This is a genomic window from Streptomyces sp. NPDC004732, assembly GCF_040609235.1.
Classification (GTDB): Bacteria; Actinomycetota; Actinomycetes; order Streptomycetales; family Streptomycetaceae; genus Streptomyces.
Map to the genome: position 1 here is coordinate 745,672 of NZ_JBEXJR010000002.1, position 22,222 is coordinate 767,893.

Consider the following 22,222-nt stretch of genomic DNA (forward strand, 5'->3'; position numbering starts at 1 on the left):
CACCCCGGATGGGGTACCCGCCCTTGCTGCTGGCCGCAGACCGTGGGACGGCGTCTCAGCGCCGTGAGTGGCCGAAGAGGATGCGATAGGCGACGAGCAGGACCAGTGAGCCGCCGATGGCCGCCACCCAGGTGGCGCCGTCGTAGAAGTCGTTGACGATCGGGCGGTCCAGGTAGCGGGCGGAGATCCAGCCGCCGATGAAGGCGCCTGCGATGCCGATGACGGTCGTGCCGATGAATCCGCCCGGGTCGCGGCCGGGCAGCAGCAGTTTGGCGACGGCTCCGGCCAGTAGTCCCAGAAGGACCCAGCTGATGATGCCCATGTGATGACCCGGCCTTTCCCGCGCGGAGAGCTTGTGTGCGCTGTTGTCCTGTAGGACGTGTCTACGGAGAGGCTCGGTTGCGGTGATCCGTTAGGTGCGGCGTATGACACAGCGCCGTAGGCCGTGATCCCGGGGGCGGAGGGGGCGCCTCACGTGCGCTTGTCGGCGTCCTGCCACGGCGGCAGGTCCGTGCCGTCGCTGTCCTCCTCGTACCAACCCGTGCCGTCCAGCCACGCCGTGAGCCAGACCGTGAGGCTCGGGGCGTCGACGAACCAGGCGTGCCGCGGGTCACCGCCGTTGGGCTCGAAGAGCAGGACCTGGGCGTCGTCGCTGCGGCAGTCCACGCACGCGTACATCGCACAGCCCCAGTGCGATATCGGCACCACGCCTTCGGGCCAGCCCCAGTCGGATTCGCGCATCGCGAGGTACTTCTCGACGACGGCCGGCTCGCCTCCGGAGGACTTGCCTTCGAGCAGCGACAACAGGCCGTACTCCGGACCGAATCCGCCGTCTCCTATGCGGGTGTACAACGCGGCGAGCAGCGGCGGCAGGGTGAAGCCCAGGGATGCCTCCGCCCGGGCCAGCGTGGCCGCGTCCACGGGGGCGGGCAGGGAGTCCCAGCCCCAGGGGCGGGTGGCGCGCGCCCGGGCGGCGACACGGGCCAGCAACTGCTCGCTGTCGGTCATGAGTTCATGGTGGACCACGGCACTGACAATCGGCCGGGGCGTGGCACGGTCGGCTGGTGCGGTTCTCAGGCCAGGACCACCTCTACGCCCATCTGCCGCAGCAGGGCCAGGAGTTCCTCGAAGGACGGCGGGCGGATGTCCGTGCGGGGTGTGACGCCGAGGCAGGTACGGGCGGTGTGTGCGGCGTGCCAGACGAGGGTGCGGGGCGGCGGTGTATCCGCCTCTCCGCGGGGCCGCGGTGCATCCGCCTCTCCGTGGAGCGGCAGTGCGTCCGGGTCTCCGCGGAGGCAGTCCGAGAGCGTGTCCGGGCTCCGTCCGGCGTACCCTCCGGGGCCGTTCAGTGCCTCGCCGAGCGCGCAGTAGAAGGCGGGTTCGTCGGTGATGTGGCGGCCGTCGAGGTGGTACGTGGCGCCGGGGGCGGGGCCCGGACCGGGCCGTCCCCCGTACGCGCGGGCCACGGACAGCCAGTGGGACCGGCCGTCGGCGCCCGTGCCGTCGCCCGCCCAGAGGTTGGGCTCCGTGGGGCGGCCGGGCCACCAGGCGTCCCAGACCTTCTCGGCGGCGCTCGGGGGTCGTACGGTCCACGGGTCCAGGGCGAGGTCGACCAGGCCCGGTCCGCGCGCGGAGGGGATCCAGGCGACGATCTCGCCCTCCACGGCGTGCTGCAGGGGCCGCCCCAGCCTGCCGAGGCGCAGGACCCTGCCGTGGCCGAGGTCGCCCCTGCCGGACTCCAGCCCGTCCTTCAGGGCACCGCGCGGGGAGCAGCCGAGCAGCCGCACGGGGGGCTCCATCAGCGCGTCCGACGGGGCGTCACCCTCTTCGGAGACGCCCGGCCGGTCCGGCAGTTGATCGGCGAACAAGTGGTGCGCGTCCGCGCAGAGTGCCCAGATCTCGTCGTACGGAGCGGCCTCGGGGTCGTACGCGGCGAGGGCGTACTTGGGCAAGCCGTACTCGGGCTGCCGCACCGGAGTGCGCCCCGCTCTAGTAGCGCGCGGCGAACGGCTGGTCGGTACGGACGATCTCGCGGCCGAGCGGCAGCAGGGAGACGGGGATCAGCTTGAAGTTGGCGATGCCCAGGGGGATGCCGATGATCGTGACGCAGAGCAGGAAGCCCGTGACGATGTGGCCGAGGGCGAGCCACCAGCCCGCGAGGACCAGCCACAGCACGTTGCCCACACAGGAGGGCGCGCCCGCGTCACGGCGCTCGACCGTCGTGTAGCCGAAGGGCCACAGGGCATAGCGGCCGATGCGGAAGCTGGCGAGGCCGAACGGGATGCCGATGATCGTGATGCAGAGCAGTGCGCCCGCCAGCAGATAGCCCAGGAACATCCAGAAGCCGCAGAGGACCAGCCATATGACGTTGAGAATTGTCTTCACTGCTGACGACCTGCCATCTGCTCGAGTCGGGCGATCCGCTCCGCCATCGGCGGGTGCGTGGAGAACATCTTGGACATGCCCTGCCCCGGACGGAAGGGGTTCGCGATCATCATGTGGCTCGCTGTCTCCAGGCGGGGCTCGGGCGGCAGCGGCAACTGCTTCGTCCCTGCGTCGAGTTTACGCAGAGCGCTCGCCAGGGCCAGGGGGTCGCCGGTGAGCTGGGCGCCGGACGCGTCGGCCTCGTACTCCCTGGAGCGGCTGATCGCGAGCTGGATGATGGAGGCCGCCAGCGGGCCGAGCAGCATGATCAGGAGCATTCCGAAGATGCCGGGGCCGTCGTTGTCGTTCGAGCGGCCGACGGGGATCAGCCAGGCGAAGTTCACCAGGAACATGATCACGGAGGCGAGAGCGCCCGCGACCGAGGAGATCAGGATGTCGCGGTTGTAGACGTGGCTGAGCTCGTGGCCGATGACTCCGCGCAGTTCGCGCTCGTCGAGGAGGCGCAGGATGCCGTCGGTGCAGCACACCGCCGCGTTGCGGGGGTTGCGGCCCGTCGCGAACGCGTTCGGCGCCTCGGTGGGCGAGATGTACAGACGGGGCATGGGCTGGCGGGCCTGGGTGGAGAGCTCGCGGACCATGCGGTAGAGCTGCGGGGCCTCGAATTCGCTCACCGGGCGGGCACGCATGGCGCGCAGGGCGAGCTTGTCGCTGTTCCAGTACGCGTACGCATTGGTGCCCAGCGCCACGAAGAGCGCGATGATCAGGCCCGTACGCCCGAAGAAACTGCCGATGACAAGGATGAGCGCGGACAGTCCCCCGAGGAGTACGGCGGTCTTCAATCCGTTGTGCCGGCGGTGCACGGTACGCCCTCCTGGTGGTGCGTGGGGGAACCCTCTGCTGACTGGTGCTTCCACTGTTCAGTGGACCCTCCCGTACTGGTCAACGCCAGGCGGGGAGCACTAGTTCCCTTGTGCACGCAGGAGCGATGTAGGCCGCGCGGGTGACGGTCGCGCGCACCTTGTGGGACCCGGCCCCGGGGCCGGCCTCAGAACAGGCCGGTGTCCGAGAACCTCAGGATCAGCTGGGGCGCTCCGGAGAGGGCGATCCCGAGGACCGCCGTCAGCGCGATGGCCGCGGTGAGCGGGGCGGGGACGCGGTGCTTGACCGGTTCGCCCTCGGGGGCGCGGAACAGGAGCGCGGTCCACTGGAGGTAGTAGAAGAGCGCGATCACCACGTTCACGGCCATCACCACGGCGAGCCAGCCGAGACCTGCGTCGACGGCGGCCGAGAAGACCGTGACCTTCGCGAAGAGGCCGATGATGCCGGGCGGCAGCCCGGCCAGGCAGAGCAGGAAGAAGCCGAGGACGAGGGCGGCCAGGGGGCTGCGCGCGTACAGCCCGCGGTAGTCGCTGACGCGGTTCAGGCGCCGGGTACGGCCGACGAGGGCCGCCACGGCGAAGGCGCCGAGGTTCACGGCCGCGTACATCAGGGCGTAGGCCACGGTGGAGCCGATGGCCTTCTCGGCACCGGCGGTGTCGTCGGCGTATCCGGCGGCGGCGATCGGCACGAGGAGGTAGCCCGCCTGGCCGACCGATGACCAGGCGAGCAGGCGCACCGCGCTGTACGCGCGCGTGGCCTGTTGGCGCAGGGCCGCGACGTTGCCCGCGGTCATGGTGAGCGCGGCCAGGACTGCGAGCGCCGGACCCCAGACGTCCGCGTACGACGGGAAGGCGACGACGGTGACGAGGATGAGGCCGGTGAAGCCGACGGCCTTTCCGACGACGGAGAGGTAGGCGGCAACGGGCAGCGGCGCGCCTACGTAGGTGTCGGGTACCCAGAAGTGGAAGGGCACGGCCGCCACCTTGAAGGCGAAGCCGACGAGGGTGAGGGCGACGCCCGTCTGAGCCAGGGTGTGCAGTTGCCCGTCGACGTTCTGGAGCTCGGTGGCGATCTCCGTGAGGTGCAGGGTGCCCGTGGCCGCGTACACGAAGCTGACGCCCATGAGGGTCACCGCGGTCGCGGTGACCGAGGAGAGGAAGAACTTCAGGGCCGCTTCGGAGGAGCGTTTGTCGCCCCTCTTGAGGCCGACGAGGGCGAACGCCGGGAGGGACGCGACTTCGAGGGCGACGATCAGCGTCGCGAGGTCGCGCGATGCGGGCAGCAGGGCGGCGCCCGCCGCGGACGAGAGCAGCAGGAACCAGAACTCCCCTGCGGGCAGTTCGTCGCCGGAGTCCTTGAGGGTGCTCATCGAGAGCAGGGCGGCGAGCAGGGCGCCGCCGAGGACGAGGAGCTGGATGACGAGGGTGAAGCGGTCCGCGCTGTAGCTGCACGCGTGCGTGCCGTCGCCGGTCAGGCAGAACGTCGAGCGGTCGTCGTTCAGGAGCGGCAGCAGGGCGAGCGCGGCGGCGGCCAGGCCCGCCACGGAGACCCAGCCGAGGAGCGCCTTCTTGCCGTCCTTCAAGAAGAGGTCGGCGACGAGCACGACGAGGCCGACGACCGCCGCGATGGTCGGCGGCGCGATCGCGAGCCAGTCGACGGACTGGACCAGGCTTGTGGCGCTCTCGGCGCTTGCGGCGGCCACGGTCACGACTTGCCTCCAGTGAGGAGCTTCTGCACGGCCGGGTCGGTCAGGCCGAGGAGAGCCGCGGGCCAGAGTCCGGCGAGGACGGTGAGGGCGACGAGCGGGGTCCAGGCGGCGAACTCGTAGCCGTGGACGTCGGCGAGCGCCTTGGGCGCGGGTTCGTCGGTCGTGGTCTTCGGCATCGGGCCCATGCAGACGCGGCGTACGACGATGAGCATGTACGCGGCGGTGAGCAGGGTGCCGAACGCGGCGATGGCCATGAAGGTGAGGAAGGCGGGGCGGCTCAGGTCGGCGGCGGGCTCGAACGCGCCGAACAGCGCGAGCATTTCGCCCCAGAATCCGGCGAGCCCCGGCAGGCCGAGCGAGGCGACGGCGCCGAACGCGAGGAGTCCGCCGAGGCGGGGCGCCTTGCCGTAGAGCGCGGCGCCGGATTCCTGCGCGAGGGTGTCGAGGTCGGTCGTGCCGGTGCGGTCCTTGAGGGCGCCGACGAGGAAGAAGAGCAGGCCGGTGATGAGGCCGTGGGCGATGTTGGCGAACAGGGCGCCGTTCACGCCGGTGGGGCTCATCGTCGAGATGCCGAGCAGGACGAAGCCCATGTGGCCGACGGACGAGTACGCGATGAGGCGCTTGAGGTCGCCCTTCGCGCCCTGCTTGGCGAGCGCGAGGCAGGCCAGGGATCCGTAGATGATGCCGACGACCGCGAAGGCGGCGAGGTACGGCGCGAACTCCCGCATTCCGTCGGGGGCGATGGGCAGGACGATCCGGACGAACCCGTACGTACCCATCTTCAGCATGACGCCGGCCAGCAGCACCGATCCGACGGTGGGCGCGGCGGTGTGGGCGTCGGGGAGCCAGCTGTGCAGCGGCCACATCGGCGTCTTCACCGCGAGCCCGACACCGATCGCCAGAACCGCGATGACCTGCACGGATGTGGTCAGGCCCCGGCCGTTGTCAGTGGCGAGTGCCACCATGTCGAATGTGCCGGACTTGAGCCCGATGAGGAGCAGGCCCAGCAGCATGACGACGGAACCGAGCAGGGTGTAGAGGATGAACTTCCAGGCAGCTTGCGTGCGTTGCTCACCGCCCCAGCGGGCGATGAGGAAGTACATCGGGATGAGAACCATCTCGAACGCCAGGAAGAACAGCAGCAGATCGAGGACGGCGAAGGTCGCGAGGGTGCCGGACTCGAGCATGAGGATCAGCGCGACGAATGCCTTGGGGGACGGGCCCGCGGGCATTTTGAAGTAGGAGTAGAGCGCGCAGAGGAAGGTCAGCAGCGCGGTCAGGACCAGAAGGGGGAGCGAGATGCCGTCGATGCCGAGATGGATGCGCACGTCGAGTGCGGGGATCCAGCTGATATCGGTCGTGGCCTGCATCTTCGACGGCTGGTCGTGGTCGAAGCCGAGCGCGAGGACGATCGCGGCAAGCAGGATCACGCCGGTCACGACCACACCGTGGCGCAGCACTGCCTGGTCGGGCGACTTCCCCTTCAGCCCGGGCGGGGCGGGCAGGAGAGCGGCCACGGCGCCGATGAGCGGGCCGACGACGATCAACGCCAGAAGAAACTGCATCACGGACTCACTGATACCGATCACGGCTGCTCACGCTCCGGCGGTGGCGACGAGGACGGCGGCGACGGCCAGGACGACCGTGCCTGCGAGCAGCGCGCTCAGGTAGGTCTGCACATTTCCGGTCTGGGCGCGGCGGACGGCCGCGCCGAGCCAGCGGGGTGCGGTGCCCGCGCCGCGTACGTACGTCTCGACGACCTCGCGGTCCAGGAAGCGGACCAGGCTCGCCGCGGCGCGGACGGGGCGTACGAACAGGGCGGTGTAGACGGCGTCGAGGTGGAAGCCGACGGCCGCGTGCCGGTGCAGCGGGCCGAGCAGCAGGCGGCCGGGGTCGGCCGGGTCCGGGGCCGAGGCGACGTCTCCGTACGCGGGGGCGTGGGTGGCGATGGCCTCCGCCTCCACCTGCCCCCCGTCGCCGTCGGGGTCCGCGGCGACCGCGCCCATCGGGACGCGGGCGGCGAGCGCCGTGGTGTGCCGCCATGCGCCGTAGGTGACGAGGCCGCCGACGAGCGCGAGGCCCGTGCCCAGGACGGAGGTGGTGAGCGTCGGGGTGAGCGAGTGGCCGTCGAACCAGTCCGGCAGAACACCGACGGCGAGACCGAAGGCGAGGGAGGGCACGGCGAGCACCCAGAGCACGGAGGTCATGGCGATGGGCTGCCGCCCGTGGTCGGGGGCCTGCGCTCCCTGGCCGTGGAAGGTGAGCAGCCACAGACGCGTCGCGTAGGCGGCGGTGAGGAGGGCGGTGAGCAGACCGGCGACGAGGACGATCCAGCCCGCCGCGGTGGGCACGGACTCGGCGTGGCCCGTGGCCGTGTGCTCGGCGGCGCCGAGCACCGCCTCCTTGGAGAAGAAGCCGCTGAACGGCGGGATCGCGGCGAGCGCGAGGAGCGCCACGGTCATCGTCCAGTACGCGTCGGGGATGCGGTCGCGCAGGCCGCTCATGCGGGACATGGCGGCCAGTGAGTTGGTGCCCGCGGCGTGGATGATCACGCCCGCCGCGAGGAACAGCAGCGCCTTGAAGGCGCCGTGCGACAGGAGGTGGAAGACGGCGGCGCCGCGGTCGCCGACGGCGAGGGCGCCGGTCATGTAACCGAGCTGACCGATCGTCGAGTACGCGAGGACGCGCTTGATGTCGTCCTGGGCGAGCGCGGCGAGGGCCGAGCCGGCCATCGTGACGGCGGCCATGACGGCGAGGACGACCAGGGCGGCCGCGGACGCGGCGAAGACGGGGAGGAGCCGGGCCACGAAGTAGACACCGGCGGCGACCATCGTCGCGGCGTGGATCAGCGCGGAGACGGGTGTGGGGCCTGCCATCGCGTCGGGCAGCCAGGTGTGCAGCGGGAACTGCGCCGACTTGCCCGCCACGCCCGCGAGCAGCAGCAGCGCGATGACTGTCGGGTGGTTCAGGCCGCCGTCCGCGACCGTCGCGAGGATCGTCGTGATGCGGAACGAGCCGGTGTCGGCGGCGAGGGCGAACAGACCGATCAGGAAGGGGACGTCGCCGAGCTTGGTGACGAGGAAGGCCTTCAGGGAGGCGGCGCGCGCCTCGGGGGTCTCCCAGTAGTGGCCGACCAGGAAGTACGAGCAGATGCCCATGATCTCCCAGCCGACCAGGAGCACCATCAGGTCGCCGGAGTAGACGACGAGCAGCATCGCGGAGGTGAAGAGGGAGACGAGGGCGGCGTACGAGGGGTAGCGCGGGTCCTCGCGGAGGTAGCCCGTCGAGTAGATCTGCACGCACGACGCGACGACGCCGACCAGGACGGCGACGAGGGCGGCGAAGCCGTCGATGTGCAGGGCGAGCTCGATGGGGACCGAGCCGGTCGGGGTGAGCTCGGTGGCGGCGTCGACGGAGGCCTTCCCGCCGCCGGTGCCACCCCCCTGACGGACCGCCACCAGGACGGCGAGCAGCAGCGCCGTCAGCGTGGGCAGCACCGCGAGGGGGCGTACGAGGCCGGGGATGCGACGGCCGAGCAGCAGGCCCGCGGCCGCGCCCAGGAACGGAAGGAGGGGGACGAGGACGGCGAGGGTGGTCGTGGTCACGCGGTGGCCTCAGCCTTCTGCGCCGGTGCGGCCTCTGCGTCGGTGTCGTCGGCGGCTTCGGTTTCGTTGACAGCTTCGCTGTCGCCGGGGTCGTCGTCCGGGCCCTCGGCGGTGTCGCGGAGGTCGTCGACGGCGGAGCTGCCGCGGTTGCGGTAGACGGCGAGGACGATCGCGAGGCCGATGCCGATCTCGGCGGCGGCGATCGCGATGGTGAACAGGGTCAGGGCCTGTCCCGCGTGGAGGGAGTCGCGGAGCCAGACGTCGAAGGCGACCAGGTTGAGGTTGACGGCGTTGAGCATCAGCTCGACGGACATCAGGACCAGGATCGCGTTGCGCCGGGCGAGTACGCCGTACAGGCCGACGCAGAAGAGGAGGGCGGCGAGGACGGCGGGATAGGCGAGGTGGAGGTGCATCAGCGGTTCTCCCCCTGGTCCTGAGCGGCTTGGTCCTGGGCGGCGTTCTTGCGGGACAGGACGATCGCCCCGACGAGGGCGGCGAGGAGGAGGACCGAGAGGGCCTCGAAGGGGAGCACCCAGTGCCGGAAGAGGATCGATCCGGTCACGTCGGTGGAGCCCTGGGCGGCGCCGTCCAGGTCGATCACCGTGGTGCGGAACGCATCCACGACGACCCAGACCAGGGCGGCGGCAGCGGCGACGGCCACTGCCAGCGCGACCAGGCGGTTGCCCGAATCGGCCTCCGGGGAGCGGCCGATGGGCGCCCTGGTGAGCATCAGTCCGAAGAGGAGGAGCACGACGACGGAACCGACGTAGATGAGGACCTGTACCCAGGCGATGAACTCGGCGGTCAGGAGGAGGTACTCGACGGCGAGCCCGCCGAGCGCGACCACCAGCCACAGCGCGGCGTGCACCAGCTGCTTGGTCGTGACCGTGATGACCGCCGCGCCGAGGGTGACGAGGCCGACCAGGAGGAAGGCGATCTCGACGCCCGTCGGGGACAGGAAGCTCTGGGTCTCGGCTGCCCTCGCGGCCGTCGTGGAGGCTGCTGCGAAGGTCACGCGTCTCCCTCCGGTCGGGGCGGCTCGGGCTTCTCCGCGGCGGCGGCCTGCTCGGCGGCGGTCTTCTCCGCGGACTTGCGGGCGGCGGCGAGTTCCTTGGGCTCCTCGGCAGCGGGGTCAAGGGCGGGCGGGGCCGGGACGGTCCACATCCACTCGCGGAGCTTGTCGCGCTCGTGGGTGAGTTCGTGGATGTCGGTCTCGGCGTACTCGAACTCCGGCGACCAGAAGAGCGCGTCGAAGGGGCAGACCTCGATGCAGATGCCGCAGTACATGCAGAGGGCGAAGTCGATGGCGAAGCGGTCGAGGACGTTGCGGCTGCGCTCGCGGCCGCCGGGGGCGGCGGGCGGGACCGTCTCCTTGTGGGAGTCGATGTAGATGCACCAGTCGGGGCATTCACGGGCGCAGAGCATGCAGACCGTGCAGTTCTCCTCGAACAGGCCGATGACGCCGCGGGTGCGGGGCGGCAGTTCGGGCTGGTGCTCGGGGTACTGCTCGGTGACGGTCTTCTTCGTCATCGTGCGCAGGGTGACGGCGAGGCCCTTGGCGAGGCCTGCGCCTGGGATCGGGGGCATCAGTTGATCGCCACCTTCACGATTCCGGTGAGCGCGATCTGCGCGAGGGCGAGCGGGACGAGGAGGGTCCAGGAGAGCTTCTGGAGCTGGTCCTCGCGGAGACGGGGGTAACTGACGCGCAGCCAGATCACGACGAAGGCGAGGACGGCCGTCTTCAGGAGGGTCCAGACCCAGCCGAGGCCGTCGGCGCCCCACGGGCCGTGCCAGCCGCCCAGGAAGAGGACGGTGGTCAGTCCGCACAGGACGACGATCCCGGCGTACTCGGCGAGGAGGAAGAGGGCGAAACGCAGACCGGTGTACTCGGTGTAGGCACCGAAGATGATCTCGGAGTCGGCGACCGGCATGTCGAAGGGCGGGCGCTGTAGTTCGGCGAGGCCCGCGATGAAGAACACCAGCGCGCCGACGATCTGCCAGGGCACCCACCACCACTCGAACGCGTCGACGATGCCGGGCAGCGAGACCGTGCCGGAGGCCATCGCGACCGAGGCGGCGGCGAGCAGCATCGGAAGTTCGTACGCGAGGAGCTGGGCGGCGGTGCGGAGGCCGCCGAGGAGGGAGAACTTGTTGGCGCTGGCCCAGCCCGCCATGAGCGAGCCGAGTACGCCGACGCCCATCACGGCGAGCACGAAGAAGATGCCCGCGTCGACGACCTCGCCGACCGCGCCCTCGTCGGGGCCGATCGGGATCGCGATGAGGACGAGGAGGTAGGGCAGCAGGGCGACGGCGGGCGCCAGCTGGAAGATGCGGCGGTCGGCCTCGGCCGGGACGACGTCTTCCTTCTGGGCGAACTTCACGCCGTCGGCGACGAGTTGCGCCCAGCCGTGGAAGCCGCCCGCGTGCATGGGGCCGAGGCGGCCCTGCATGTGGGCCATCACCTTGTGCTCGGTCTGGCCGATGACGAGAGGGAGGACCAGGAACACCCCGAAGACGATGACGAGGCGCAGGGCGACGTCGAGGGCGTCGTTCACTCGGTGCCTCCAGTTGCGCGGTCGCCGTTTTCGTCTTCAGGGGGCTCGGGGGCCGTAGTGGGCTCGGGGCTCGGGGAAGGGGCGGCCTCCGACTGCGGCTTCTTCTCCGGGTCCTCGAATGCCGGGCGGGCGTGGTGCCACGGGGCGTCGGACTTCGCCTCGGGTGCGGACTCCGGGGCCGGAGTCGCGGGAGCAGGGGCTTCCGGTGCCGGTGCCTCAGGTGTCGGGGCTTCCGGTGCCGGGGCTTCCGGTGCCGTTGCCTCCGGTGCCGGGGTCGTCGCCTGTTGCGACGCCGAGCCCTGGCTTGCGCTGCGCGAACGCCGCGGAGGGCGTGCGGGAGTCTCCGGCTGCCGCGCCTCGGTGGGCTGCGGCTCGGTGGGCTGCGGCTCCGGGGCGGACGTGGGCTGCGCCTCGGGAGTCGGCTGGCTTGCCGAACCCTGGCTTGCCGAACCCTGGCTGGCCGAGCGGGTTCTGCGCGGCGGGCGTTCACCGGCCGCCGCACGGCCCGGGGCACCCGCACCCGCACCTGCCCCCGCACCCGCCGCGCGGCCCGCGCCGCGGGCAGGGCGGGCCGGTGCCGCGGGCAGGCGGCCCTTGAGAGGGCCCCATTCGTTCGGGTCGGGCACGCCGGGCGGCAGCATCTGGCGGCGCTTGGGACCGCCGTGCTCCGACTCCCCCGGCTCCTTGGCGCCCGGCCAGGCCTTGGCGACCCGGGCCGCGAGCACGAAGTCCTTGCGGAGGGGGTGGCCCTCGAAGCTGTCGGGCAGGAGCAGCGGGGTCAGCCCGGGGTGGCCCTCGAACGTCACGCCGAACATTTCGTGCGTCTCGCGCTCGTGCCAGGCGGCGCCCGCGTAGACGTCGACGGCGGAGGCGAGGACGGGGGCGTCGTGCGCGACCGTCGTACGGACGAGGAGTCGGCGTACGGGAGAGAGGGCGACCACGTGGGCGGCGACGCGGAAGCCGGTGCCCGGTTCGTCGACCGCGCTCAGCCAGTCGAAGTAGGTGCAGGTCAGCGTGGTGCGGGCGGTTTCGAGGGCCGCGATCCACTGGGCCGGAGGTACGTCGACGGTCAGGACGTCGTACGACTCCTCGGCCGTGGCCTCCGCGCCGAAGAGCTCCTCGACGGGGCTCGGCAGCCAGCCGGTCATGCCTGGTCCTTCCCCGGCGCGGGCGCCTTCACCAAACCGCTCTGCAGGGCGGCCACCGAGGGGCGGGCGCCGTTTCCGTTGGCGCTCGGGGTGCCGTTGGGACTCTGGGTGCCGTTGGAGCTCGGAGTCCCGTTCTGGCCCGGGGTCGCGTACCGCTCCTCCAGCGACTCCCGCGCGATCTTCTCCTGGAGCTTGAGGATGCCCTGGAGCAGCGCCTCGGGTCGGGGCGGGCACCCGGGGACGTACACGTCGACCGGGATGATCTGGTCGACGCCCTTGGTCACGGAGTACGAGTCCCAGTACGGGCCGCCGCAGTTGGAGCAGGCGCCGAACGAGATGACGTACTTCGGTTCGGGCATCTGCTCGTACAGGCGCTTCACCGCGGGCGCCATCTTGTCCGTGACCGTGCCGGACACGACCATCAGGTCGGCCTGGCGCGGCCCGGGCGCGAAGGGGATGACGCCGAGCCGGATGAAGTCGTGCCGCGCCATGGACGCGGCGATGAACTCGATGGCGCAGCAGGCGAGGCCGAAGTTGAAGACCCAGAGCGAGTACCGGCGGCCCCAGTTGAGGACCACCTTCATCGGTTCGGGGGCGAGCCGGGCGAGCGCGCCCAGCCTCTTCGGCTCGGGAAGCAGCACGGGTTGCGGCAGGGGTTGCGGCACGGGTTGCGACACGGGCTGCCCGTTGGGGTCCGGGGTCACGTCCACGTCAGGACGCCCTTCTTGTATGCGTACAGCAGGCCCACGGCCAGGAAGCCGAGGAAGATGAACATCTCCACGAGCGTCGTCGCGCCGAAGCCGGGCGCGGCGAAGACCGTCGCCCAGGGGAAGAGGAAGATCGAGTCGACGGCGAAGATGACGTAGAGGAACGCGTAGACGTAGTAGCGGACCTGGGTGTGGGCCCAGCCCTCGCCGACCGGGTCGACGCCGCACTCGTACGTCAGGAGCTTCTCCGGGGTGGGCACCACGGGGCGCAACAGCCGCCCCACGCCGAAGGCCACTGCGACGAACAGCACGCCGACGACGGCGAGCAGTCCGACGACGGAGTACGACTGGTAGTAACTCGCCGCGACGTTCGTCACGTGCACGTCAGTCCCTCACTCCCTGACCGTCCTTGACCCTGACCCTTTTCGACGATCTGTACGCACGGGAGTCTAGGGCCTGCTAAAGGATCGGTAAGCAGAGCGTCACGCATCGGTCAGGCCACGTGGTCGCAGATCGGTCACCCCACGATTCGGCCGGGTGGGGTTATCCCCCGGTCGTCCCGGCGGCCGCCCTCATGGCATTGCGGCGTCGGGCCGGGCACCCTAGCGCTTATGACCGCACGCACCACGCCCCCGCAGGACGACCGGCCGCCACCCGCGCGCTTCGCGTACAGCACGTACACCTGGAAGGAGATCGCCCATCTCCTGGTGAACCTGCCGATGGGGGTCGTCGGATTCGTCTACGCGGTGAGCGTGCTGTCCGTCGGCATCGGTCTGACGGTGACGGTGATCGGTCTGCCGCTGCTCGCGATGGGGCTGCTCGGGGCGCGCGTCCTGGGCAGGTTCGAGCGGGCGCGGGCCAGGAAACTGCTCGGCGTGCAGGTGGACGAGCCGAGTCCGATGCCGGGGTACCGCGGGCAGAGCTTCCTCGGGCGGCTGTGGTCGAACCTGAAGGACCCGGTGGGCTGGCGCACCATGCTGTACGGGTTCATCCGGCTGCCCTGGGGCGTGCTGACCTTCGCCATCACCACCGTCGGGCTCTTCGTGCTCTGGCCCGTGCTGCCCTTCATCGTGCGCGGCCTCGCCAACGCGGACCGGGCGATGGTGCGCGGACTGCTCTCCCCCTCCGACGAGTTGGAGCAGCGGATCGCCGAACTGGAGTCCGACCGTGGCGTGGTCGTGGACACCGCGGCCGCCGACCTGCGCCGCATCGAGCGCGATCTGCACGACGGCGCGCAGGCCCGCCTCGTCGCCCTCGCCATGGGCCTCGGCCTGGCCAAGGAGAAGCTTCTGGAGGACCCCGACGCCGCGGCCTCGATGGTCGACGAGGCGCACGGCGAGGTGAAACTGGCCCTGCAGGAACTGCGCGACCTGGCCCGCGGCATCCACCCCGCCGTCCTCACCGACCGCGGCCTGAACGCGGCGCTCTCCTCGGTCGCCTCGCGCTGCACCGTGCCGGTGAAGGTGACCGCCGACCTCCCGGCGCGCCCGGCGGCGGCCATCGAGGGCATCGCGTACTTCACGGTCTCCGAGCTGCTGCAGAACATCAGCAAGCACAGCGGCGCGAGGTCCGCGAGCGTCGAGGTCTGGCGGGCGGACGAGCGGCTCCTCATCCAGGTCTGGGACGACGGGCGCGGCGGGGCGCGGCTGGACGGCGGCACGGGCATGTCCGGCCTCGCCGACCGGCTCGGCGCGGTCGACGGGCTCTTCGTGATCGAGTCGCCCGAGGGCGGGCCCACGACGATCACGGCGGAGCTGCCGTGGCGGGACCGCTCGACGGACGCCGCGCCCGGCGCCCGAAAGTGACGGACCCGGTCCGCCCAGCCCTCAAAGGTAGGGAAAACCCCCGGTCGAAGACGCCGACCCGCTCCATGGTCGTGGACCGCCGCACCGGCGAATCTGGAACCACACCGACACAGACGCAGACGCAGAAACGGACGGCAACGATGGCCACGGACTACGGACAGGGGTACCCGCACATGGACCGGCCGGACTTCCGGGGAACCGACGTCGAGGAGCGGCGGAGCCACCGGCTGCCCGCCGGACTGCGGGCCCCCGTCGAGGCCCGTACCTGGCGGGAGTTCGGCTACACGATGCTGAGCCTGCCGATCGGCATCATGTCCTTCGTCTTCGCCATCACCATGCTCTCGCTCGGCGCGGGCCTGCTGATCACCTTCATCGGCATCCCGGTGCTCGCGGCCGGTCTCGCGGGCTGCCGCGGCATCGGCGCCCTGGAGCGGGCGCGGGCGCGCGGGCTGCTCGGCCTGGACGTCGCGTCGCCGGAGCAGCTGCGCCCCAAGGGCGGCGGCCCGATGGCGCTGATGGGCGCGATCCTCAAGAGCGGCGCGTCCTGGCGGCACGTCCTGTACTCGCTGCTGATGCTGCCGTGGTCGATCTTCTCGTTCACGGTGGCGATCGTCTTCTGGTCGTACGGCTGGCTGATGCTCACGTACCCGCTGTGGTTCTGGCTCTTCCCGATGTACGGCGGGCAGGACGGCATCCAGCTGTACGGCGGGGACGACGGCCACCGCATCTACCTCGACAACCCCTTCGAGATCGGCATCACGGCCGCGACGGGACTCCTCGTCACGCTGGCCACCCCGTGGATCCTGCGGGCCCTGACGACCGTGGACCGCGTACTGGTCTACGGGCTGCTCGGCCCCTCGCGGCTCGCGACCCGCGTCGTCGAGCTCGAGTCGGACCGTGGCGTGGTCGTGGACACCGCGGCCGCCGACCTGCGCCGCATCGAGCGCGATCTGCACGACGGCGCGCAGGCCCGCCTCGTCGCCCTCGCCATGGATCTGGGCCTGGCCAAGGAGAAGCTGACCGAGGACCCGGAGGCCGCGGCGCGCATGGTGGACGAGGCGCACGGCGAGGTGAAGGTGGCCCTGCAGGAGCTGCGCGACCTGGCCCGCGGCATCCATCCCGCCGTCCTCACCGACCGCGGCCTGGACGCCGCCCTCTCCTCGCTGGCCGCCCGCTGCACGGTCCCGGTGCACGTCGAGGTGGACCTGACAAGCCGTCCCGCGGCGGCCATCGAGGGCATCGCGTACTTCACGGTCTCCGAGCTGCTGCAGAACATCAGCAAGCACAGCGGCGCCAAGGCCGCGGGCGTCGACGTCTGGCGGGCCGAGACCCGGCTGATGCTCCAGGTGACCGACAACGGGGCAGGCGGCGCGGACGTGTCGGCGGGCTCCGGCCTCGCGGGGCTCGCGGAGCGGCTCGACGCGGTCGACGGAATCCTGGTCGTCGACTCGCCGGTGGGCGGTCCGACGACGATCACGGCGGAACTGCCGTGGCGCCAGGCCTGAGCTGAGCCCACCCGCACCCTGTCTGCGGCGCGCCGCCCCCGGTTCGTACACCGAGCCGGGGGCGGCGCGCTGCGCGCGGTCGACGGCGGTCCGTGGGCCACCGGCGCACCAGTCCGGCGAGCGGGCCGATGGGCCGCGGCGGATCGCGCGATACTGAGGTGCCGAGTGTTCGGCGCCCGCGTTCGGCGCCATGTGTTCGGCTGACACAACCGATGTCGGACCGATCCGGGCCGGACAAGCGCACCGGGGGAACAAAAGTGCCGGGGGGCCAAAAAGTGGAGGACAAAGTGCGGGTCGTCATCGCCGAGGATTCAGTGCTGCTTCGGGAGGGCCTGACCCGGCTGCTGACCGACCGCGGGCACGACGTCGTCGCCGGGGTGGGTGACGCGGAGGCCCTGATCAAGACGATCACCGACCTCGCCGCGCAGGACGCCCTGCCGGACGTGGTCGTCGCCGACGTGCGGATGCCGCCGACCCACACCGACGAGGGCGTGCGCGCCGCGGTGTATCTGCGCCATCAGCATCCGGGGCTCGGGGTCCTGGTCCTTTCGCAGTACGTCGAGGAGCAGTACGCCACCGAGCTGCTCGCCGGTTCGAGCCGTGGCGTGGGCTATCTCCTCAAGGACCGGGTCGCCGAGGTGCGGGAGTTCGTCGACGCGGTGGTGCGAGTGGCGGACGGGGGCACTGCGCTCGATCCGGAGGTCGTGGCGCAGTTGCTGGGCCGCAGCCGAAAGCAGGACGTGCTCGCGGGGCTTACTCCGCGGGAACGCGAGGTACTCGGTCTGATGGCCGAAGGACGGACGAACTCGGCGGTCGCCCGGCAGCTCGTGGTGAGCGACGGCGCCGTCGAGAAGCACGTGAGCAACATCTTCCTGAAGCTCGGCCTGTCCCAGAGTGACGGGGATCACCGACGCGTGCTCGCGGTCCTCACCTACCTCAACTCATGAATAACTGACACCCTGTCAGATACGGCGGAAGGCGTCGGTCCGGAGCTGTGGCCACAGTCCCGGTCGGGCGTCACTGGAGTACCGGTCGGGTGCCGCGGAACCCCCGAAAAGGGGCGCCGAGGGGCCCGCCCGGACACTCCCGGGACACGGTCGGGTGACACCGGGATCGAGGGGCGCGACCAGCGGGGGCGGAAGCGGGAACAGCGGCGGGAGCAGGTGCGGAAGCTGGGAAGGCCACGGCGGGTCACGGGAAGTCGCGCAGCGTCACGGGCGGCCGGAGTCGGCCGGAAGCAGGTCACGGGAAGCAAGTCCTAGAACCAAAGGATGAGCGGGGAGCGTCATCCATGAAGGACCGGGGGGCGAGGCAAACCATGGCAAAGCAGTGCAACACGGTGTCTCAGAAGTGCATCCACCATGCGAACAACCCCAGGAAGGCGACCCTTACAGACGTAGGGTGGACCTTGGGAGCGCCGGTCGTCCCGGCGATTCCGCTCAGTCGCCTCGAGGGAGGTCCAGTTCAGTGACCAGCCAGGTCAGTAGCCAAGCCGAGCAGGCCGACGGAGCGCTCGTCGGAGAGCAACGCAAGCCCGCAGGTGACAAAGACGTGCGGCGCCTGGACCGGGTGATCATCCGCTTCGCGGGGGACTCCGGTGACGGTATGCAGCTCACGGGTGACCGCTTCACTTCAGAGACGGCGTCCTTCGGCAACGACCTGTCGACGCTGCCGAACTTCCCCGCCGAGATCCGCGCACCGGCCGGAACGCTGCCGGGCGTGTCCTCCTTTCAGCTGCACTTCGCCGACCACGACATCCTGACGCCGGGCGACGCCCCGAACGTCCTGGTGGCGATGAACCCGGCGGCGCTGAAGGCGAACATCGGTGACGTGCCGCGCGGCGCCGAGGTCATCGTGAACACCGATGAGTTCTCCAAGCGCGCCATGCAGAAGGTCGGTTACGCCACCTCCCCGCTGGAGGACGGCTCCCTGGACGGCTACAGCGTGCACCCGGTGCCGCTGACCACGCTGACCGTGGAGGCCCTGAAGGAATTCGACCTCTCCCGCAAGGACGCGGGTCGCTCGAAGAACATGTTCGCGCTCGGGCTGTTGTCGTGGATGTACCACCGGCCGACCGAGGGCACCGAGAAGTTCCTTCGAGCCAAGTTCGCCAAGCGTCCGGAGATCGCCGAGGCGAACATCGCGGCGTTCCACGCGGGGTGGAACTTCGGCGAGACCACCGAGGACTTCGCGGTCTCCTACGAAGTCGCCCCGGCCTCCCAGGCGTTCGCGACCGGCACCTACCGCAACATCTCCGGGAACCTGGCCCTGTCGTACGGTCTCATCGCGGCGGGCAAGCAGGCGGATCTGCCGCTCTACCTGGGCAGTTACCCGATCACCCCGGCCTCGGACATCCTGCACGAGCTGTCCAAGCACAAGAACTTCGGCGTGCGGACCTTCCAGGCCGAGGACGAGATCGCGGGCATCGGCGCGGCCCTGGGCGCCGCGTTCGGCGGCTCGCTCGGGGTGACGACGACCTCGGGGCCCGGTGTGGCGCTGAAGTCGGAGACCATCGGCCTGGCCGTCAGCCTCGAACTGCCGCTGCTGATCGTGGACATCCAGCGCGGCGGCCCGAGCACGGGCCTGCCGACCAAGACCGAGCAGGCCGACCTGCTGCAGGCGATGTACGGACGCAACGGCGAGGCGCCGGTGCCGATCGTGGCGCCGAAGACCCCGGCGGACTGCTTCGACGCGGCGCTGGAGGCGGCCCGGATCGCGGTGACGTACCGGACGCCGGTCTTCCTGCTCTCCGACGGCTACCTGGCCAACGGCTCGGAGCCCTGGCGCATCCCCGAGGTCGACGAACTGCCCGACCTGCGCGTGCAGTTCGCCTCCGGGACGAACCACACCGAGGCCGACGGCACCGAGGTGTTCTGGCCCTACAAGCGCGATCCGCAGACGCTGGCCCGCCCGTGGGCGATCCCGGGCACGCCGGGCCTCGAACACCGCATCGGCGGCATCGAGAAGCAGGACGGCACGGGCAACATCTCGTACGACCCGGCCAACCACGACTTCATGGTCCGCACCCGCCAGGCCAAGGTCGACGGCATCGCCGTCCCCGACCTGGAGGTCGACGACGCCGGCGGGGACGCCGACACGCTGGTCCTCGGGTGGGGTTCGACGTACGGGCCGATCACCGCGGCGGTCCGGCGGCTGCGCACCGCGGGTGAGTCCATCGCGCAGGCCCATCTGCGCCACCTCAACCCGTTCCCGCGGAATCTGGGCGACGTCCTCGCGCGTTACGACAAGGTGGTGATCCCCGAGATGAACCTCGGTCAGCTCGCCACGCTGATCCGGGCGAAGTATCTGGTGGACGCCGTCTCGTACAACCAGGTCAACGGAATGCCGTTCAAGGCCGAGCAGCTCGCCACGGCTCTCAAGGAGGCCATCGATGGCTGACACGAAAACGGCCGGACCGGAGGGGACCGGGAGCACGATCGAAGCGCTTTCCCTGGTGCCCAAGGCCGAGGCCCAGCAGTCCATGAAGGACTTCAAGTCCGACCAGGAGGTGCGCTGGTGCCCCGGCTGCGGTGACTACGCCGTGCTGGCCGCGGTGCAGAGCTTCATGCCGCAGCTGGGCCTGGCGAAGGAGAACATCGTCTTCGTCTCGGGCATCGGCTGCTCCTCCCGCTTCCCGTACTACATGAACACGTACGGGATGCACTCCATCCACGGCCGCGCCCCGGCCATCGCGACGGGCCTGGCCTCCTCGCGGCGGGATCTGAGCGTGTGGGTGGTCACCGGTGACGGCGACGCGCTGTCCATCGGCGGCAACCACCTGATCCACGCCCTGCGCCGCAACGTGAACCTGAAGATCCTGCTGTTCAACAACCGGATCTACGGTCTCACCAAGGGCCAGTACAGCCCCACCTCGGAAGTCGGCAAGATCACCAAGTCGACGCCGATGGGCTCGCTGGACGCGCCCTTCAACCCGGTCTCGCTGGCCATCGGCGCCGAGGCCTCCTTCGTGGCACGCACGGTGGACTCCGACCGCAAGCACCTCACCTCGGTGCTGCGCGAGGCCGCCGAGCACCCCGGCACCGCGCTGGTGGAGATCTACCAGAACTGCAACATCTTCAACGACGGCGCCTTCGAGGTCCTCAAGGACAAGCAGCAGGCCGAGGAGGCGGTGATCCGGCTCGAGCACGGGCAGCCGATCCGCTTCGGCGCCGAAGGATCGAAGGGCGTCGTACGCGACGCGGTGACCGGCGACCTCAAGGTCGTCGCCGTCACGCCGGAGACCGAGGGCGACATCCTGGTCCACGACGCGCACTCCACGTCGCCGACCACGGCCTTCGCGCTCTCCCGGCTCGCCGACCCGGACACGCTGCACCACACCCCGATCGGCGTCTTCCGCAGCGTCGAACGCCCGGTCTACGACACGCTCATGGCCGACCAGCTCGACAGCGCCATCGAGCAGAACGGCAAGGGCGACCTGGCCGGACTGCTCGCGGGCGGCGACACGTGGACGGTCGTCGGCTAGCCGTCCCGGCTCCGCACGCCGAGGCCCGGTCCTGATCCTTCAGGGCCGGGCCTCGTCGTATGCCCGGCGCGCCTCCTGCACGTCGTCCATGCGCCGCTCCGTCCACGTCGCGAGGGTCCTGACCTGCACGGCCGCCTCGCGGCCGAGGTCCGTGAGGGAGTAGTCCACGCGGGGCGGGATGACCGGCTTGGCGTCGCGGTGCACGAGGCCGTCGCGCTCCAGGGTCTGCAGGGTCTGGGTCAGCGACTTCTCGCTCACGCGGCTGATGTCGCTGATGGCGCGGCGCAGCTCGCTGAAGCGGTACGAGCGCTCTTCGAGCGCGATCAGGATGAGCACGCCCCAGCGGCTGGTGACGTGCTCCAGGACCAGTCGGTAGGGGCACATCGCCTCGGCGCCCGGCTTCGCATTGCTTACGGCCATGCCAGTACCTTACTTCAAAGTGGGTACTTACGAATAGTTAGTACCCCGGCTAGGGTGAGTGGCAGACCGCACCGAAGCGCCACCTATCAGGAGATTTCAGCCATGAGCATCGTCGTCACCGGAGCCACCGGAAACCTCGGCCGCCTCGTCATCGAGGGGCTGCTCGCCGCCCGGGTCCCCGCCGGGGAGATCGCGGCCGTCGTGCGCGACAAGGGCAAGGCCGCCGACCTCGCCGAGCGCGGCATCGAGCTGCGGATAGCGGACTACAGCGCTCCCGAGACCCTGGACGGCGTCTTCGCCGCGGGTGACCGCGTCCTGATGATCTCCGGCAGCGAGGTCGGGCAGCGCGTGCCGCAGCACCGCGCGGTCGTCGACGCGGCGCGCACGGCGGGCGTCGCGCTCCTCGCCTACACGGGCATCCTCGGCGGCCCCGACGCCGACTTCGAGCTGGCCGCCGAGCACATCGTGACCGAGCAGCTCATCCTCGACTCCGGCCTGCCGCACACCTTCCTGCGCAACGGCTGGTACCACGAGAACTACACCGAGCACCTCGCCCCGGTCCTGGCGCACGGCGCCGTCGTCGCCTCCGCGGGCGAGGGCCGGGTCGCCTCCGCCTCGCGCGCCGACTACGCCGCGGCGGCCGTCGCCGTGCTGACCGGCGAGGGCCACGAGGGCAAGGTGTACGAGCTCAGCGGCGACGTCCCGTGGGGCTTCGCCGAGTACGCCGCGGAGATCGCGGCGCAGAGCGGCAAGGACATCTCGTACGCCAACGTCCCCGCCGAGCAGCACCTCGCCGTGCTGACCGGCGCCGGGGTGCCGGAGCCGATGGCCGCGATCCTCGTCGACGTGGACGCGGCGGTCGCCCGGGGCCTGCTCGCCGGGACCAGCGGCGACCTGGCGCGGCTCATCGGCCGGCCCACCACGCCGCTCTCCGAGGCCGTCGCGACAGCGCTCTGAGGACCGACTCCCCCGTCATGACTGTCCTTTGTTTACGGGCATGACAGGCGGGGGTTCGCGGCGCT

Annotated in this window: 22 protein-coding genes; 6 read left to right on the forward strand and 16 right to left on the reverse strand. The window is 70.8% G+C overall.

From position 1 onward, the window contains the following. Positions 1–55: 55 nt before the first annotated feature. The 15 genes from ABZV77_RS08085 to ABZV77_RS08155 all read right to left on the reverse strand — a co-directional run bounded on the left by ABZV77_RS08085 (position 56) and on the right by ABZV77_RS08155 (position 13,370). Complete coding sequence (locus tag ABZV77_RS08085) at positions 56–322, reverse strand: GlsB/YeaQ/YmgE family stress response membrane protein (RefSeq protein ID WP_356251758.1); 267 nt, start codon at positions 320–322, stop codon at positions 56–58. 149 nt (positions 323–471) lie between these two features. Continuing rightward, on the reverse strand, positions 472–1,008 hold the full coding sequence (locus ABZV77_RS08090) for an SMI1/KNR4 family protein (RefSeq protein ID WP_356251761.1): 537 nt from the start codon (positions 1,006–1,008) through the stop codon (positions 472–474). A gap of 65 nt (positions 1,009–1,073) precedes the next feature. After that, positions 1,074–1,973, reverse strand: coding sequence for a hypothetical protein (locus tag ABZV77_RS08095; RefSeq protein ID WP_356251764.1), 900 nt, complete (start codon positions 1,971–1,973; stop codon positions 1,074–1,076). A 16-nt stretch (positions 1,974–1,989) separates the two neighbouring features. Beyond that, positions 1,990–2,385, reverse strand: a complete 396-nt coding sequence (locus tag ABZV77_RS08100; RefSeq protein ID WP_356251767.1) for a YccF domain-containing protein — start codon at positions 2,383–2,385, stop codon at positions 1,990–1,992. Continuing rightward, entirely contained in the window at positions 2,382–3,245 is an 864-nt protein-coding gene (htpX, locus tag ABZV77_RS08105) for a zinc metalloprotease HtpX (protein ID WP_356251770.1), read from the reverse strand. Before htpX ends, ABZV77_RS08100 begins: the two co-directional genes overlap by 4 nt. Before the next feature lie 185 nt (positions 3,246–3,430). Then, positions 3,431–4,966, reverse strand: a complete 1,536-nt coding sequence (locus tag ABZV77_RS08110) for an NADH-quinone oxidoreductase subunit N (RefSeq protein ID WP_356252394.1) — start codon at positions 4,964–4,966, stop codon at positions 3,431–3,433. 2 nt (positions 4,967–4,968) lie between these two features. Next, positions 4,969–6,561: an NADH-quinone oxidoreductase subunit M gene (locus tag ABZV77_RS08115; RefSeq protein WP_356251773.1), complete on the reverse strand. Its 1,593-nt coding sequence runs from the start codon at positions 6,559–6,561 to the stop codon at positions 4,969–4,971. 6 nt (positions 6,562–6,567) lie between these two features. After that, the gene (locus tag ABZV77_RS08120) at positions 6,568–8,577 is read right to left on the reverse strand and encodes an NADH-quinone oxidoreductase subunit L (protein WP_356251776.1); all 2,010 of its coding nucleotides are present in this window, start codon (positions 8,575–8,577) and stop codon (positions 6,568–6,570) included. Further along, entirely contained in the window at positions 8,574–8,990 is a 417-nt protein-coding gene (gene nuoK / locus ABZV77_RS08125; RefSeq protein ID WP_356251779.1) for an NADH-quinone oxidoreductase subunit NuoK, read from the reverse strand. Before nuoK ends, ABZV77_RS08120 begins: the two co-directional genes overlap by 4 nt. Then, on the reverse strand, positions 8,990–9,592 hold the full coding sequence (locus tag ABZV77_RS08130; RefSeq protein WP_356251782.1) for an NADH-quinone oxidoreductase subunit J: 603 nt from the start codon (positions 9,590–9,592) through the stop codon (positions 8,990–8,992). The genes nuoK and ABZV77_RS08130 overlap by 1 nt, the downstream gene beginning before the upstream one ends. Next, on the reverse strand, positions 9,589–10,164 hold the full coding sequence (locus ABZV77_RS08135; protein WP_356251784.1) for an NADH-quinone oxidoreductase subunit I: 576 nt from the start codon (positions 10,162–10,164) through the stop codon (positions 9,589–9,591). Before ABZV77_RS08135 ends, ABZV77_RS08130 begins: the two co-directional genes overlap by 4 nt. Beyond that, positions 10,164–11,132, reverse strand: a complete 969-nt coding sequence (locus tag ABZV77_RS08140) for a complex I subunit 1 family protein (RefSeq protein ID WP_356251787.1) — start codon at positions 11,130–11,132, stop codon at positions 10,164–10,166. The genes ABZV77_RS08135 and ABZV77_RS08140 overlap by 1 nt, the downstream gene beginning before the upstream one ends. Beyond that, positions 11,129–12,280: an NADH-quinone oxidoreductase subunit C gene (locus tag ABZV77_RS08145; protein WP_356251790.1), complete on the reverse strand. Its 1,152-nt coding sequence runs from the start codon at positions 12,278–12,280 to the stop codon at positions 11,129–11,131. Before ABZV77_RS08145 ends, ABZV77_RS08140 begins: the two co-directional genes overlap by 4 nt. Continuing rightward, complete coding sequence (locus ABZV77_RS08150) at positions 12,277–12,984, reverse strand: NADH-quinone oxidoreductase subunit B family protein (RefSeq protein WP_356252396.1); 708 nt, start codon at positions 12,982–12,984, stop codon at positions 12,277–12,279. The genes ABZV77_RS08145 and ABZV77_RS08150 overlap by 4 nt, the downstream gene beginning before the upstream one ends. Beyond that, a complete protein-coding gene (locus tag ABZV77_RS08155) occupies positions 12,981–13,370 on the reverse strand; it encodes an NADH-quinone oxidoreductase subunit A (protein WP_356251792.1) in 390 nt (129 codons plus the stop codon). Before ABZV77_RS08155 ends, ABZV77_RS08150 begins: the two co-directional genes overlap by 4 nt. 228 nt (positions 13,371–13,598) lie before the next feature. Here ABZV77_RS08155 and ABZV77_RS08160 point away from each other — a divergent pair, with 228 nt between their 5' ends. The 5 genes from ABZV77_RS08160 to ABZV77_RS08180 all read left to right on the forward strand — a co-directional run bounded on the left by ABZV77_RS08160 (position 13,599) and on the right by ABZV77_RS08180 (position 20,780). Beyond that, positions 13,599–14,792, forward strand: coding sequence for a sensor domain-containing protein (locus ABZV77_RS08160; RefSeq protein WP_356251795.1), 1,194 nt, complete (start codon positions 13,599–13,601; stop codon positions 14,790–14,792). Positions 14,793–14,932: 140 nt separating this feature from the next. After that, positions 14,933–16,297, forward strand: a complete 1,365-nt coding sequence (locus tag ABZV77_RS08165; RefSeq protein ID WP_356251798.1) for a sensor domain-containing protein — start codon at positions 14,933–14,935, stop codon at positions 16,295–16,297. A 287-nt stretch (positions 16,298–16,584) separates the two neighbouring features. After that, a complete protein-coding gene (locus ABZV77_RS08170) occupies positions 16,585–17,244 on the forward strand; it encodes a response regulator transcription factor (RefSeq protein ID WP_055568996.1) in 660 nt (219 codons plus the stop codon). A 520-nt stretch (positions 17,245–17,764) separates the two neighbouring features. Next, positions 17,765–19,696: a 2-oxoacid:acceptor oxidoreductase subunit alpha gene (locus tag ABZV77_RS08175; RefSeq protein ID WP_356251800.1), complete on the forward strand. Its 1,932-nt coding sequence runs from the start codon at positions 17,765–17,767 to the stop codon at positions 19,694–19,696. Beyond that, positions 19,689–20,780: a 2-oxoacid:ferredoxin oxidoreductase subunit beta gene (locus tag ABZV77_RS08180; RefSeq protein WP_356251802.1), complete on the forward strand. Its 1,092-nt coding sequence runs from the start codon at positions 19,689–19,691 to the stop codon at positions 20,778–20,780. The genes ABZV77_RS08175 and ABZV77_RS08180 overlap by 8 nt, the downstream gene beginning before the upstream one ends. A gap of 39 nt (positions 20,781–20,819) precedes the next feature. Here the strand turns inward: ABZV77_RS08180 and ABZV77_RS08185 are convergent, their stop codons facing one another. Continuing rightward, positions 20,820–21,200, reverse strand: a complete 381-nt coding sequence (locus tag ABZV77_RS08185) for a helix-turn-helix domain-containing protein (RefSeq protein WP_356251805.1) — start codon at positions 21,198–21,200, stop codon at positions 20,820–20,822. A 102-nt stretch (positions 21,201–21,302) separates the two neighbouring features. On the opposite strand from ABZV77_RS08185, the gene ABZV77_RS08190 reads away from it, so the two are divergent. Continuing rightward, on the forward strand, positions 21,303–22,157 hold the full coding sequence (locus tag ABZV77_RS08190; RefSeq protein WP_356251808.1) for an SDR family oxidoreductase: 855 nt from the start codon (positions 21,303–21,305) through the stop codon (positions 22,155–22,157). Positions 22,158–22,222 lie beyond the last annotated feature (65 nt).

Coding starts and splice junctions, on each gene's coding strand:
- ABZV77_RS08165 (WP_356251798.1), top strand. CDS start 14,933: ATGGCCACGGACTACGGACAGGGGTACCCGCACATGGACCGGCCGGAC.
- ABZV77_RS08085 (WP_356251758.1), bottom strand. CDS start 322: ATGGGCATCATCAGCTGGGTCCTTCTGGGACTACTGGCCGGAGCCGTC.
- ABZV77_RS08090 (WP_356251761.1), bottom strand. CDS start 1,008: ATGACCGACAGCGAGCAGTTGCTGGCCCGTGTCGCCGCCCGGGCGCGC.
- ABZV77_RS08160 (WP_356251795.1), top strand. CDS start 13,599: ATGACCGCACGCACCACGCCCCCGCAGGACGACCGGCCGCCACCCGCG.
- ABZV77_RS08180 (WP_356251802.1), top strand. CDS start 19,689: ATGGCTGACACGAAAACGGCCGGACCGGAGGGGACCGGGAGCACGATC.
- ABZV77_RS08190 (WP_356251808.1), top strand. CDS start 21,303: ATGAGCATCGTCGTCACCGGAGCCACCGGAAACCTCGGCCGCCTCGTC.
- ABZV77_RS08135 (WP_356251784.1), bottom strand. CDS start 10,164: ATGCCCCCGATCCCAGGCGCAGGCCTCGCCAAGGGCCTCGCCGTCACC.
- nuoK (WP_356251779.1), bottom strand. CDS start 8,990: ATGCACCTCCACCTCGCCTATCCCGCCGTCCTCGCCGCCCTCCTCTTC.
- ABZV77_RS08145 (WP_356251790.1), bottom strand. CDS start 12,280: ATGACCGGCTGGCTGCCGAGCCCCGTCGAGGAGCTCTTCGGCGCGGAG.
- ABZV77_RS08185 (WP_356251805.1), bottom strand. CDS start 21,200: ATGGCCGTAAGCAATGCGAAGCCGGGCGCCGAGGCGATGTGCCCCTAC.